This is a genomic window from Streptomyces sp. NBC_01451, from assembly GCF_036227485.1.
In the GTDB taxonomy this organism is placed as follows: domain Bacteria; phylum Actinomycetota; class Actinomycetes; order Streptomycetales; family Streptomycetaceae; genus Streptomyces.
Map to the genome: position 1 here is coordinate 6414973 of NZ_CP109479.1, position 13746 is coordinate 6428718.

Annotated in this window: 11 protein-coding genes; 3 read left to right on the plus strand and 8 right to left on the minus strand. The window is 72.8% G+C overall.

Going from position 1 to position 13746, the window contains the following annotated elements; translation table 11 throughout:
• Together OG595_RS28170 and OG595_RS28175 are read left to right on the plus strand one after the other, a co-directional pair.
• Positions 1-420 (plus strand): acyl-CoA thioesterase, encoded by a 420-nt coding sequence (locus tag OG595_RS28170; RefSeq protein WP_329276766.1) that lies wholly within the window; start codon positions 1-3, stop codon positions 418-420.
• Entirely contained in the window at positions 417-1109 is a 693-nt protein-coding gene (locus OG595_RS28175; protein ID WP_329276768.1) for a hypothetical protein, read from the plus strand. The genes OG595_RS28170 and OG595_RS28175 overlap by 4 nt, the downstream gene beginning before the upstream one ends.
• A 7-nt stretch (positions 1110-1116) precedes the next feature.
• On the opposite strand, the gene OG595_RS28180 is transcribed toward OG595_RS28175, so the two are convergent.
• Complete coding sequence (locus OG595_RS28180) at positions 1117-1521, minus strand: globin (protein ID WP_189148988.1); 405 nt, start codon at positions 1519-1521, stop codon at positions 1117-1119.
• A gap of 224 nt (positions 1522-1745) precedes the next feature.
• Between OG595_RS28180 and OG595_RS28185 the strand changes: the two genes are divergently transcribed.
• Positions 1746-2741: a methyltransferase domain-containing protein gene (locus tag OG595_RS28185; RefSeq protein WP_329276772.1), complete on the plus strand. Its 996-nt coding sequence runs from the start codon at positions 1746-1748 to the stop codon at positions 2739-2741.
• 42 nt (positions 2742-2783) lie between these two features.
• Here OG595_RS28185 and OG595_RS28190 read toward each other — a convergent pair whose 3' ends face one another.
• The 7 genes from OG595_RS28190 to OG595_RS28220 form a co-directional block, all read right to left on the minus strand.
• Positions 2784-4163 carry an FHA domain-containing protein gene (locus OG595_RS28190; protein ID WP_329276774.1) on the minus strand — a complete coding sequence of 460 codons (1380 nt, stop codon included), beginning with the start codon at positions 4161-4163 and terminating at the stop codon, positions 2784-2786.
• A gap of 41 nt (positions 4164-4204) precedes the next feature.
• A complete protein-coding gene (locus OG595_RS28195) occupies positions 4205-5551 on the minus strand; it encodes a vWA domain-containing protein (RefSeq protein ID WP_329276776.1) in 1347 nt (448 codons plus the stop codon).
• A 102-nt stretch (positions 5552-5653) separates the two neighbouring features.
• Positions 5654-7054 (minus strand): PP2C family serine/threonine-protein phosphatase, encoded by a 1401-nt coding sequence (locus OG595_RS28200; RefSeq protein ID WP_443073156.1) that lies wholly within the window; start codon positions 7052-7054, stop codon positions 5654-5656.
• Complete coding sequence (locus tag OG595_RS28205; protein ID WP_329276780.1) at positions 7055-9547, minus strand: serine/threonine-protein kinase; 2493 nt, start codon at positions 9545-9547, stop codon at positions 7055-7057. It abuts the gene before it with no gap.
• Positions 9547-10872 carry a hypothetical protein gene (locus tag OG595_RS28210; protein WP_329276782.1) on the minus strand — a complete coding sequence of 442 codons (1326 nt, stop codon included), beginning with the start codon at positions 10870-10872 and terminating at the stop codon, positions 9547-9549. Before OG595_RS28210 ends, OG595_RS28205 begins: the two co-directional genes overlap by 1 nt.
• Before the next feature lie 59 nt (positions 10873-10931).
• Positions 10932-12011 (minus strand): glutamate ABC transporter substrate-binding protein, encoded by a 1080-nt coding sequence (locus OG595_RS28215; protein WP_329276784.1) that lies wholly within the window; start codon positions 12009-12011, stop codon positions 10932-10934.
• A gap of 97 nt (positions 12012-12108) precedes the next feature.
• A complete protein-coding gene (locus OG595_RS28220; protein ID WP_329276785.1) occupies positions 12109-13572 on the minus strand; it encodes a hypothetical protein in 1464 nt (487 codons plus the stop codon).
• Between the last annotated feature and the right edge of the window lie 174 nt (positions 13573-13746).

Genomic DNA, 13746 nt, shown 5'->3' on the forward strand with positions numbered 1-13746 from the left:
TTGCGGCATACCTACCACTGCCCGCTGCGCTGGGCGGACATGGACGCGTACGGCCACGTCAACAACGTGGTCTTCCTCCGCTATCTGGAGGAAGCCCGTATCGACTTCCTGTTCCGCCCGGACAAGGATTTCCAGCAGGGGTCCGTGGTGGCACGCCATGAGATCGACTACAAACGGCAGTTGGTCCACCGGCACACGCCCGTGGACATCGAGTTGTGGGTCACGGAGATAAGAGCGGCGTCCTTCACGCTCACCTACGAGGTCAAGGACCCGGACCAGGTCTACGTCCAGGCCTCGACGGTCGTCGTGCCCTTCGACTTCGCGACGCAGCGCCCGCGCCGCATCACCTCCGAGGAACGGGAGTTCCTGGCGGAGTACATGGACGCGGACGACGCCGAGGGCGGGGCCGTCGCCGCATGACGGTTCTGCATCTCGCCGACGAGGGGGAGGCGGCCGATCTCGCCGCCTTCCTCGCCCGGCTGCTCCACTACGACCGCGGGGCAGCGGTCCGCCTCCAGGCGGCCGGTACCGCGCTCGCCGTGTTCGGGCGGCCCCCGTCCTTCGAGGTTCTCGCGATCCGCGCGGCCAGGCTCGCCAAGCCGTACGAGAACGGCCTGGCCGTCGCCCTCGACGTCACCGTGTCGGCCGGTGAGCTCCTGGAGACGGTCGACGAGCCGGCCGCCACCCTCACCGTCCCCGGGGCCGTCACCGGGCCGCCCTGGGCCGGGGTGCTGCCTCCGCGCGGCGGCTGGCGACCGGAGGCCGGCCTGCCCGGACCGGACGCGCTGCGCGCCATGGTCGCCGCGGCGGTCGCCGAATTCCGGGCCCGTACGCAGGAGTTGACGCCCGAGCTGCGTACCCGTGCCGAACTCGACCGGATCGGACGGGAGATCTGGTCCCGGACGGTGGGGGACACCCACCTGCCCGTACGGGCCGTGCACGCGGCGCAGTCCCTGGGCTTCCTGCGGCCGGCCCAGGGTGCCCGGGCGTCCGGCGCGGCGCCGCTCGCGCTGGTCTCGTCGGGGCCCTGGCTGCGGCTGCGCACGCCGTACGGCTCGATCGTCGTACGCAGGGCGGGACTAGGGGCGCTGGACGTCAGCGTCCGCTGAGAGCCGCTCAGCTCTCGGTGTTGACCATCGAGGCCGCCGCGTACGTCAGGTAGTTCCACAGCGTCCGCTCGTGTTCCTCGGACAGGCCGAGCTCCTCGACGGCGACGCGCATGTGCTTCAGCCACGCGTCGTGCGCGGCCCGGTCGACGGCGAAGGGGGCGTGGCGCATCCGCAGCCGGGGATGACCGCGGTTCTCGCTGTACGTCGTGGGGCCGCCCCAGTACTGGATCAGGAACAGCGTGAACCGCTCCTCGGCCGGGCCCAGGTCCTCCTCCGGGTACATGGGCCGCAGCAGCGGGTCCTCGGCGACACCCTCGTAGAACCGGTGCACGAGGCGCCGGAAGGTCTCCTCGCCACCGACCTGCTCGTAGAAGGTCTGCTCCTGAAGCGTGCCGCGCGGAATCTCGTTCACGTCGGTTTGGCCTCACAAATGTCGCTCTGGTCGGCCCCAGGCTCTTTCTGCCGGGGGTCCGGGGGTTGTCCCCCGGAAGATGCAGCACCCCACCATGGTCTCAGACAAGGGGACCGAGGACTCAAGGCCTAGGACCGCCCCCTCCGGGTCGCGCCGAGCGGCCGGTTCCGTTCCGGCCGGTATCGGCGCTCGCGTCCCGGCCCGGGGCGCAGGACAGTGGACGTATGAGCACGCACGCTGTCCACGAGGGCAGGGACGACGACCTCGACGACCTCGCCGCCTCGGCGCGGGCGGAGCTCGTGCGGGTGATCGGGGCGAGCGGGGCCTGGGACGGCGACCCCGTCTGGCGGGAGGCGTTCGAGGCGGTGCCGCGGCATCTGTTCGTGCCGTACTACTACGCCGGTGCCGTGTCCGGCCGTCAGCGGCTGTGGGGCGGCAGTCCCGACCCGCGCACGCGTGAGCGCTGGATGCGCGGCGCCTACACGGACGCGCCGCTCGCGACCCGGGTGCGCGACGGCGAGCTGGTCTCCTCCAGCAGCCAGCCCTCGCTCATGGCCCTGATGCTTGCCGAACTGGAGGTCGAGGACGGGCACAACGTGCTGGAGATCGGTACCGGTACGGGATACAACGCGGCGCTGCTCGCCCACCGCCTCGGCGACGCGCTCGTCACGACGGTCGATCTCGACCCGGAGATCACCGAGTCGGCCCGTCGGCATCTGGCCGCCGCCGGACACCGCCCGGTGGTCGTCACCGGCGACGGCGCCCGGGGAGTGCCCGAGCGCGGCCCCTTCGACCGGATCATCGCGACCTGCACGCTCAGCTCGGTCCCGCGCGCGTGGCTCGCCCAGTGCCGCCCCGGCGCCCGCGTCCTGACACCGTTCGCCACCGGCCTGGCCGCCCTCACCGTCGTCGATGCCGAGCACGCGGAGGGCCGCTTCCTGCACACGTCCGCCTATTTCGTGCCGTTGCGCGGGGGCAGTCGGCCGGGGCCCGCGGCCCCGTACCTGGGCGCGCTCCCGGCCCGGGCACGCGAGCACGAACTCCTCCGGTTCCTGATGGCGCTCACCCGGGGCACCCTCGACCCGCAGGAGGCGTACGCGCTGTGGGAGCACGAGGACCGGCCGGTGCGGGAGCGGTACGGGATCACCGTCAGCGGCGACCAGGAGTGGGCCTGGCTGGACGAACCCACCGGTCCGTACGCCTGGCCCCTGCCCGTCTGACAGCCCTGTTCCCGGCCCGTCTCGGCCCCGTCCCCGGCGGACCTATCCCCGGCGGATCGTGATCGTCGTCCACGCGCCCACGTGCACCCGGTCGCCGTCCTGCAGCGGTACGGGGACGAAGGGCTGGATGGGCTCCTCGGAGTTGTTGACCGTCGTGCCGTTCGTCGAGTTCTGGTCGACGACCGCCCAGCTGCCGTCGGGCTGCTGGACCAGCACCGCGTGCTGGTGCGAGACGCCCGGGTCCTCCGGCGGTACCGCCAGGTCGATGTCCGGGGACTCGCCCGTGGAGTGACGGCGACGGCCGATCGTGATCTGGTTGCCGGTGAGCGGGCGCCGCTGCTCCGGCGAGTACGCGGGCAGGTTCAGGCCCGCGGCCTCGGGGCCGGAGCGCTGCATCATCGCCATGAAGTACTCGCGGTCCGGGCCGATCGTGGCGGACCAGGTCAGCGGCTGCTGCCGGCCGTAACCGCCGCCGTGGGCGGGCGGGGCCTGGGTCGAGCCGGGCTGCGGATAGCCGTAGCCGCCGCCGGAGGGCGGGGGAGGCCCGGCCGGTCCGCCGGGACCACCGGAGGGCGGGGAGATGACCCAGTCGTCGTCACCGCCGCCGTAGCCGCCGCCGGGACCGGTCTGCGGACCACCGGGCCGGCCTGTCTCCTGCGGGAACGCGGGCGGGAAGGGCGGACCGGACGGCTGGAACGCCTGCGGAGCGCCACCGGGCCCCTGCGGGCCGCCGGACTGCTGGTAGCCCTGGGGCCCGCCGGAGGTGGGAGGAGGACCGGACTGCTGGTATCCCTGCGATCCGCCGGGACCGCCGGGCTGGTAGCCCTGCGGCCCACCGGCGGACGTACCACCGGGACCACCGGGGCCACCGGGCGCGCCGGGGGTGGGACCCGGCGGCGGGGGGACCGGGCGGGACGGCTCGCTGCCGAAGGGCGGGATCGGTTCGGCGGGGCGGTTGATCTGCGACGGGCGCGAGCTCTGGTAGTCGAACCCGTCACCGCTGCCGTAGGACGGGCCGGGCGGCGGGGACGGGAACCGCTGGCCGGGGCCGGGCCCGCCGGGACCAGCGCCGTACCCCTGTCCCTGTCCCTGGCCCGGTCCGGGCGCGGGAGGGCGCGGGGCGGCCGGGGTGTACGAGGTCGCCGTGTTCGTCAGGAAGTTCCACCGGCACTCCTCGCAGAACGGAGCGCCTCCCTCACGCGGGGTGCGGCACTGTGGGCACAGCTCCTGCTCGGCGTCCGGTACGGCGGACAGGTGCGAGCGGCTGCCGGGCGCGCCGGTGGCGGAACCCGGCGGCGGATAGCCGTAGCCGGGCGCCGGGGGTGGCGGCGGGGGCGGGGGCACGGCACCGGCCATGCGGTGACCGCAGACCTCGCACCAGTCGTCGGAACCCGACTGGTGTCCGTTCGGGCAGGTCGGCATGTCGGCGCTTCCCCCTCTCCTCTTCGCAACGTTTTGTTCGGTTACTTCTTTACACGAACAGTCTTTGTGGACCGTGTCTCGAGCGTCATCTCGTCGGCCTCTTCGACCTTCGCCTTCAGTCGCACAGTACCTGCCGCGGCGTCGACCACGTCCACCACCTTCGCAAGCAGTTTCGCAGTATCCGCGTTTCCGGAGGCACTGGCGAGCTGAACGGCCCTTCCCAGCTTGGCGGTTGCGCCGTCGACATCGCCCGCTTTGCGGGCATCGAGTCCCTGCTGGATGACCTGTGCCAGTTCGGCCTGACCCGTGTAGTGCGCGACCTGCGGGTTGATCGACGTCGAGGCCGCCATGTCGTCGGTCCACACGGCCCGTACGAGGCCCTGCGCGCCGAGGTTCTGGGCGCTGCCGTCGGGCTGCGGGATCACCAGGGAGACACGGGCGGCCAGCATCTCCTGGCCCAGGCCGGCGGAGGGCACCTCGACGCACACGTGGTAGTCGCGGGACTCGTCCCCCCAGGAGCCGGTGGGGTAGTCACCGGCGCGCGGCCCGGCCTCCGTGCGGCGGTCGGTCAGCTCCGCGACGGTGGGTGCCACCTGCTTGACGAACTTGATCTCCGTGCCGACCGGGGTCCACAGCCGCAGCGCGACGTCCGCGACCTCCTTGCCCATGGCCGTCTCCATCATCTGCGTGAAGTCGGCGGAGAGGCCGGCCGGGTCGGCGACGATGTCGGCGGTGCCCAGCAGCGCGGAGGCGATGGCGGTGACCTCCTTGACCTCCCAGTCGGTGCCCACGCCCCGCGCGTCGCAGGTGAAGCGGCCGGCGCAGGAGTCCAGGGCGGCCTTCAGGTCCTCCGGCGACTCGTGCTCGTTGCGGCCGTCGGTGAGCAGGATGCCGTGCCGGATGGCGACCTCGGACGAGGACAGCAGCCGGTCGGCGAGGCGCAGCCAGGTGCCGATGGCCGTGCCGCCGCCCGCGCTCAGCCGGCGCAGCGCCTGCTTGGCCTGCTCGCGGCTGGCGGCGTCGGCGACCGCGAGCCGCCCGCCGCCCGGATAGACCTCCTTGGCGACGTGTGTGCCGCCGATCACCGTGAAGTGGACACCGTCGCGCACGGCGTCGATCGCGGCGGCCGTCGCCTCCCTGGCGCCCCGCATCTTGGTCGGCGGGTAGTCCATCGAGCCGGAGCAGTCGACCATGATCGCCACGGCCGCGTCCGGACCCCGGCCCGGTGAGTAGAGGTGGGGTGCCGGGACGCCGGTGCCGACCGTGCCGCCACCGGTCGCGGTGACCGTCACGATCGCGCTGACCTCACGGCCGCCGTCGGGCAGATACTCGTTCTGGTAGACGTCGACCGAGAACTGCGGCACGTTCGACTTCGAGAAATTGGCCATGCGTGCTTCGCTCCCCCTCGAAAACCCCACATCCGTGGAGCAGTGACTGTATGCGGACCAGTCCCCTCCGGTCCTGCTGCGGACACCCCCGTGTCAGTGCCCTCAGGCCGATCCTGCCCCCTGCGACGGGGCGGGGAACGGCACGACGGCCACTGTTACGTTGTCGTGGCCCCCGCCGTCGAGAGCGTGGCCGACCAGGACCCGGGCGGCGTGCAGCGGGCGTGCGGCGGCGTCCGGCGGGAGAACCTCCGCCAGCTCGTCCGCGGCCTCCGCGTAGTTCCACAGCCCGTCCGTGCACACCACCACCACACCCGGCCGGTCCGGCTTGAAGGAAGCGGTGTGCGGCTCCAGCTCGTACGCGTCCGCGCCGAGCCAGCCCGTGATGGCGTGGGCGCGCTCGTCGGCGTACGCCTCCGCCTCGTTCATCAGGCCCGCGGCGACCATCTGCGCGGCCCACGAGTCGTCCTCGGTGAGCCGGGCGGGGGCGGTGGAGCGGTCCAGCGGGACCCAGTAGGCGCGGCTGTCGCCGACCCAGCCCACGACCAGGAGCGTCGGGGTGACCACGGAGCCCACCAGGGTGCAGGCCGGGGAGTTCTGGTGCGGGGCGTGCTCACGGGCCCCGCCGGGCTCGTCCGCCAGCGCGTTCACGGCGTGCGAGGCGGCGATGATCGCGTCGTGCATCGCCTGCTGCGGGTGGGTGCCCAGGGGCAGGGCCGCCATCAGGGAGTCGCCGGCCGCCCGGGACGCGGCGAGCGAGGCCTCGTCGGGGCGGGTCGCCGAGGAGACGCCGTCGCAGACGATCGCGACCAGCGCGGGCGCGCGGTCGGGCAACGTGGTGTGGGAGATCGCGTACGCGTCCTCGTTGCGGTGGTGGCGCAGGCCCCGGTCGGTGACCGCGGCGAGCGGGCCGACCTCGTCCTCCATGTGGTCGCGTTCGCGCGGCTGGGCGTGCCCGCAGTTCTCGCAGTAGCCGTCGGTGTCGACCCGGCCCGCCCGGCAGGCCACGCACACCTTGGTGCCGGCCGGGGGCGTCGCCGCCGCGGCGGGACGCGGGGCGGGCGCCTGGAGCGGGTACTCGTCGATCTCGCCGCCGGCGGGCCGGTCGAACCGTACGCCGGTGGCCGGGGAGACCGGCGATCCCGTGGGCGGCGGACCGGGCATCGGCGGCCGGCCGGGCACCGGCGGGAGCGCGGTACCGCCCGAGTCGGTGCCCGGGAGGTCGGTGGCCAGGTGCATCGGCGCCGGGATGCCGGAACTGCTGGTCTCGGGTGCGTGGGGCCAGTCCACGGAAGCGGCCTCCGGAGGCGGGTGCGGCGCGGACGCGAGGGCGCCGCTCAGGGTGAGCGTCGGGGAGTCACCGGGACGCGGGGGGACGGCCGACAGGTCGTACCCGCACGCGCCGCAGAACCGGTCGCCCGATTCGAGCGGCTCCTCGCAGTTCGGGCACCGGGACAGTGCCGTCGGCTGGGGTGGCTGAGGTGGCTGTGGCATCTGGGACATCAACTACACCCACGTCCGGGGGCGGTAACGGTTGGCGCGTTCCACCAGGTCGATCCTCTCCTCGCCGCCCTGCGCGAGCCGGGCCAGCGTCCGGTACGAGCGTTCCAGCCCGAAGCGCAGACCACGCTCGTCCACGTCACTGCCGAGCAGCACCCGCCCCCCGACGGCAGGAGGGGCGGAACTCTGGCCATGGGAGAGTATCCAGTCCAGCGCGCAGCCGAGGACTTCCGCCGACAGCTGCTCGCGCCGGACCGCGTCCAGACCGTATCCGCCCAGGGCCTCCACCTGCCCGGCGGACGCGATCAGATCGTCCAGGAACGGCGCGTCGCCGACGACGGCTGTCCGCTGCCGCAGCCGCGCCCGTACGGCGGCCACGCGGGCCGCCGTGTAGTGGATCGAGGCCTCCGGAACGGACTCCAGCGTCGCCACGGCGCTGCGCCGGTCGCCCGCCGCCAACTGGACGCGGGCCAGCCCGAAAGCGGCGCTCACATAGCTCGGGTCGGTCGTCCACACCAGCCGGTAGTACTCGGCGGCGTTGTCGAGCTGCCCGAGCACCTCCGCGCACAGCCCGAGGGCCAGCTTGGGCGGACTCTCGCCCGGGAAGGCGTCGTAGATCGCGTCGAACGACAGCGCGGCGCCCTCGTGATCGCCCGTCACCAGCGCCGCCACGCCCCGGTACCAGACCACCCGCCAGTCGTCGGGCCGGTCCTCCTCCAGTCTGACCAGCGACTCCAGGGCGGTAGCGGCGTCCCCGTTCTCCAGCCGGGCCCGTACCTCCCGCAGCCGTGTCTCGGTCGACTGGGCCGGCACCACCGCGAGGGCGGCGATCAGCTCCACGGCCGCCGACGCCAGCAGGCCCGCCAGGAAGCCCGCGTTGGGGTCGGTCGGGTCGACGCGGGGCACGGGCAGCGCGAGCGCGGCGGCACCGGCGTCGACGGCCTTGACGAGACGCGGGGCACCGGTGAGGAGCCTGGTGCTGCCACCGATGGCGGGAGCGGCCGGGGACGCGGACTTCTTCCGCGGCGCCGTCACCCGCGCCCCCAGCCGCGACACCTCCCCGTCCAGCACGTCGAACAGCTCCGAGTCCGTGACCTTCACCTCGGGCCCGAACAACGTCGACAGCGCGGGCCGGGCCTGCCCCGTCTGGAGCGACACGACCTCGCGCAGTACGCCCGTCAGCTGCTCGGACATCTCCTGCGCGGACGCGAACCGGCGGGCCGGGTCGGGGTCGGTGGCGCGGACCAGGAGCCGGTAGAACGACTCGTACTGGCGGAAGACCTCGATGTGGTCGGGGTCGGGCAGGGAGTCCACGAACACGTTCGTGTAGCCCTGGAAGTCGAACGTCATGACGGCGAGCGTGCGCGCGACCGTGTACAGGTCGGACGCGACCGACGGGCCGACCTCCGCGACCTCCGGAGCCTGGTAGCCGACCGTGCCGTAGATGGCCGACTCGTCGTCGTCCATTCTGCGGACCGCGCCCATGTCGATCAGCTTCAGCTGGTCCTCGGTCTGGATCGCGTTGTCGACCTTGAAGTCGCAGTACAGCAGGTTGCGGCTGTGCAGATGGCCGAGGGCTTCGAGCGCCTCGATGCCGTACGCGCACGCCTGCTCCACCGGCAGCGGGTCCCGCTTCCCGGCCGCGGTGCGGCGGTCGTTGGCGATCTCCTTCAGCGACTTGCCGCCGACGTACTCCATGACGATGTAGCCGTCGAGGGAGCCCGTGCGCTGGTCGAGGTGCTCCACGAAGTTGTAGATCCGCACGATGTTGGCGTGCTCGATCTCCGCGAGGAAGCGCCGCTCCGAGATCGCGGCGGCCATCGCGTCCTGGTCCCCGGTGTCCAGCAGGCCCTTGAGGACCACCCACCGGTCGGACACGGCCCGGTCCACGGCGAGGTAGACCCAGCCGAGGCCGCCGTGCGCCAGACAGCCCACCACCTCGTACTGGCCGTGCACGATGTCACCGGTCTGCAGCTTCGGCACGAACGAGTACGGGTGCCCGCACTTCGTGCAGAACCCCTCCGTGCGCCCCGGCCTGCCCTCGCCGCGCGCCCGCCCCACCGGCGCCCCGCAGTCGGAGCGCGAGCAGAACCGCTTGCGCTCGGGCACCTCCGGGTTCTCCAGCACCATCGCGCGCGGGTCGGGCCGCGGCACACCCGGCACCTCGACCAGGCCCGCACCGAGCCGGCCGCGCCCGGTGGACCCGGCGGTCGAGCCCGAGCTGCGCACCGACACCGAACGGCCCGTCGACTTCCCCGACATGGACCGCGACAGCCGGCCGGAGACCGAGCGGCGGGACTGCGAGGACCGGGACGTGCGGGAGGTGCGGGCGGAAAGGGCGGACGCGCGGGAACTCGACGAGGACGCGCCGGCCAGGCCGCCGGCCGACACGACCGGCGCGAGTCCGCACGTGTCGCAGTACAGCTCACCGCCGCCCATGTCCTCGTAGGAGCCCTCGCAGTCGGGCCGCTGGCACTTCTGCTGTTCGGTTCCGGTCATCAGTAGTCCCCCCTCCGGTCACTGGGTCCGGCCTGGCCGGGCACCCGCGGGCCGCCGAAGTACTCGGCGGCGGCCTGCTGGTAGCGCAGCACGGCCTGCTCCGCGACCCGCAGGTCGCAGGGCGCGCTCCACAGCATGCGGCGCGCCGCGTCGTACCGCTCGATCAGCAGCGGGTCCTCCGCCAGACCGTGCCGGGCGACCTTCGCCCGGTACGCGTCGAGCCGGCCGCGCAGCTCCGCGCGGACCGCCAGCGGCTGCGTGACGGCCGTCAACGACTCGCGGGCGCGCATCAGTTCGTCCTCCGCCTTCGCCTCCAGCGACTCCAGGAGCGGCGAGAGACGATGCCACTGGGCGTGTCTGCGGTAGTCGGCGGCCGTCGCCAACTGCTCCTGCAAGGCCGTGGGCGGGCCGCTGACGGCGGGCACCTCCGACGCGGCGATCTTCGCCAGCACCTCACCGCGCGCGCTGCGCGCCTCGGCGAGGGTGCGGTCCGCGCGGGACAGCAGGTCGCGCAGCTTCACGAGCCTCGCCTCGGCGTCCTGGCGGACCGTCAGCACGGCGTCGATCTCCCGGCGTACGTCCTCCAGGGCGCGCGCCTCACGGTCGTACACCGTGGTGTCCGGACGGCCGCCGCCGGGCGCCGAACTGCCCTGCGCGGGCAGCCAGAACGCCAGCGGGTCGGAGATCACCCGCTCGCGCAGGGCCGTCAGGGTGCGGGTGATGCGCTCCAGGTCGTCGCCGGCCGGGTGCTCGCCGGGGCGTACGCCCACGGAGTGCGCCAGCTGGCGGGTGCGTTGCAGCTCCGCGGCCAGTAAATCTATCCGCGCGGGCAGGGCCGACCAGACCGCGTCGGCGGTGACGACCATGTCCAGCGAGGTCGCGTACAGCTCGTTCATCCGCTCCACCAGGGCGGCCAGCGAGTACTGGTGGCTGAGCTTCCCGGTGCCGTGCAGGGTGGCCGCGTTGGCGGTCGCCGTCGCGCTGCCCGCGACCGTGACGCACTCGCCGCGCAGCAGCTCCGTCAGCTCCACCAGGTCCTCGCGGCTGGACCAGCGGCGGCGCGAACGGATGTCACGGGCGGAGCGGTAGGTGTCCGAGTACGCGTCGAAGTACGCCCACAGCAGCGTGATCGACGCGTCGGTGGACGTCCAGCGTTCCTTGGTCGTGCCGGTGAGCTCGGCGCCTTCGAGGAGTCTGCGGCCCGCGTGGTCCTGGAGGGCGAGGAGCGAGGTCTCGATGGCCTCGTGCTCCGCGCCGAGCCGCGCCAGCGCACGGTCCACCTCGTCCCGGTCCATCACCGGCCCGGTGGCTCCCGTGACGCCCATCGATCACCTCGACTACTCGTGTGGTTGGCTCGTTCGGTCGGCTTGTCGGTCGGTGAACGTCACTTGTAGCGGGGCACCGGCGGCTTCGCCGACTCCGAGTCGCCGCCCAGGGTCGGCGACAGCCACTTGTCGTACGACGCCTGCCAGCCGCCGTCGTCGATGTACTGCTCCAGTATGCGATTGACCCGTGCCGCCAGGTCGTTCGCACCCTTCTTCACCGCCACGCCGTAGTAGTCGGTGGTGAACGTGTCGCCCTTCAGTTCCACCGTCGGGTCCTGTGCCGCCTGGCTCGCGGCGAGCGCGCCGTCGGTCACCACGGCGTCCACCTGGCCGAGCTGGAGCCGGACGAGGCAGTCGAGCTGGCTGGGGACGACCGTGCCGATGTCGGCGGTGGCGACCCCGGCCTTCTTCGCGGCCCGGTCCTTCTTCAGCTGTTCGAGCGCAGTGGAGCCGTCCGCCGAGCAGATCCGCTTGCCGGCGAGCGACTTGTCGTACCCCGTGATCGAGGACTTCTTGGGCGCGAGGACCTGCTGGCCGGTGAGGAAGTACGGGGCGGAGAACGCCACGTCGTCCAGGCGGGTACAAGTGATCGTCATCGTGCGGACGATCATGTCGACGCGGCCGTCCTTGATCGCCGGGATGCGCTGGTTGGTGGGGATGGCCTTGAACTTGACCGCGTCCTCGTCGCCGAGGATGTCCTTCGCGATCCGGTGGACCAGGTCGATGTCGAAGCCCTCCAGCTCCGCCGACTTGCCGCCGTTCGGATCGCGGTAGCCCCAGCGGTAGCTGTTCTGGTCGACACCGACGACGAGCCGCGGGTCCTTGCGGGCCTTGATCGCCGCGATCGTCTTCCCGTCCAGCGGGGACGGTTGCGGGCTCTGGTCCTGCGGGTTCCGGCACTCCGCCGCGGCGTTCGCCTGGATGCCCTCGGCGACCCCCTGGCCGCCCGTCTCCGGAGAGCCGCCGCCGTGCGACTGGGTCAGCGGGAGCAGCAGCGCGAAGGCCACCGCGAGGGCGCAGACGGCCGCCATCGCCCCCACACCGCCCCAGCCCCGCAGGCCGGCCCGTAGAGCCCGGAGACCGGCCCGCAGGACCTGGAGACCGGTGCGCGGACTCCGCGGAAGCCGCTGTGCGTTCATCGTCCCGCCCCCTCTCATCGCCCGAACTCCCTTGCCGCCGCACTCCCTTGTGCTGCTTCGAACCGCGTCCGTACTGTTCTTACCGCTTCGGACCGCATCAGCGGTACTCCGACAGCCTGCGCCCGATGCCGAGCACCGCGCCCGCCGCGCCCAGCACGGCGAGGGCCGCGGCCCCCAGCGGGAGGCCGGTCATCGCGTCCCGGCCGTCCGTGGCCGACTGCTGGAACTCCGTCTGCTCATGTCCGATCGCCGTCTTCAGCGCCTTGTCGACGTTGTCGAAGCACTCGCCGGTCGGCTTGTCGCTCTTGTCCCCTATGACGCGGGCGAGGGCCTGCTGGAAGTCACCCGACTCGTACGCCGCCTGCGCCTCCTCGTGGCGCGACTTCCACTCCTCCATGCCGCCGACGGCCGACGCGACCGGCTGCCTGCCCGCCTGGTCGTCGGCGAGCCGCTCGGCCTCGGTCAGCCCCTTGCCGAGCGTGCTCATGTCGCCCTCGAAGTCGTTGTCGTACGCGTCGACGACCTTGCCGTCGGCCAGTTCGACCGTCTCCGCGCCGCGCGCCACCAGCGTCAGGTTCTCGTTGCCGCGCGCCTTGAGGGAGGCGATGCGGGCGTCGTGCAGCACGTTCAGCGAACGGATGCCGTGGTCGTAGGAGTCGTTGAGCCCCGAGCGGGCGAAACTCTGCCCGGCGACCAGCCACAGCAGGACGATCGTCGCGGTGGCCGTCGCCGCCACCAGACCGTGGTTCAGCACCCGGTTCGTACGCCGGTAGTTGCGCCGCTGGGCCCAGACGAGGGCGCCGAGCACCGTGACGCCGAGACCGATCGCCGCCCACGGGTACGAGGTCGCGTCCGCGTAGTCGGAGCGCAGCCGCTGGTTCTCCTTGGCGTAGAGCTTCTCCGCCTGCGGGAGCATCTTGTCCTGCATCGTCTCGTTCGCCAGCCGCAGGTACGAGCCGCCGACGGGGAAGCCGAGCCGGTTGTTGGCGCGGGCCCGCTCGATGTAGCCCGTGTACTCCGACAGCAGCTTGTTGAGATCGGCGATGGTCGTCGCGGACTCGGAGTCCGGCTCGGAGTTGGTCGCGGCGGCGGAGAGTTTCGCGGCGGCGTTGCGGATGTCCTCCTGGTAGCGCGCGCGGGAGGTCGCCGTCTCGTCACCGCCGGCCAGGAAGCCGCTGGAGGCGGCGGTGTTGGCGTCCGCGAGGGAGCTGTAGATGTCGGCGGCGGCCGAACTGAGGGGCTGGCTGTTGTGCAGCACGTCGTCCGCGGCGGACGAACGGTCGGTCATCTGCCACGCGGTGACGGCACCGAACGCGACGACGAGCGCGGCGAGCAGGGCGCCGATGATCCGCAACCGCCCGGGCTCGGTGGTCGCGGCGGCCCGCAGCTGGTCGACGCCCTCGGCGAAGGCGGTGCGGCGCGGAGGCTGGGGGACACCGGGAGCAGGACCCCTGTCCGGCTGCGAGGGGATGGCGGGCAGGCCCGCCACGCCGGGCGGGTCCGGCGAGTTGGGCGCCGGTGGTGCCGCACTGCTCGTAGATGTCACTGTGACCTCCCCCATGGTCATCCGTCAGCGCCAGTATCGCCCCCGGCGCCGACAATCCGCACCGGCCTTGACTGGATCTTGATCGGATCGCAGTACGGCCGCGTCGTGTCGCGGGGGGTGGTGTCGTGCCGGGGCGCGCTGCCATGCATTCGGACACATGCGCGCTCCCCGCACCACCCCTCTGCCCAT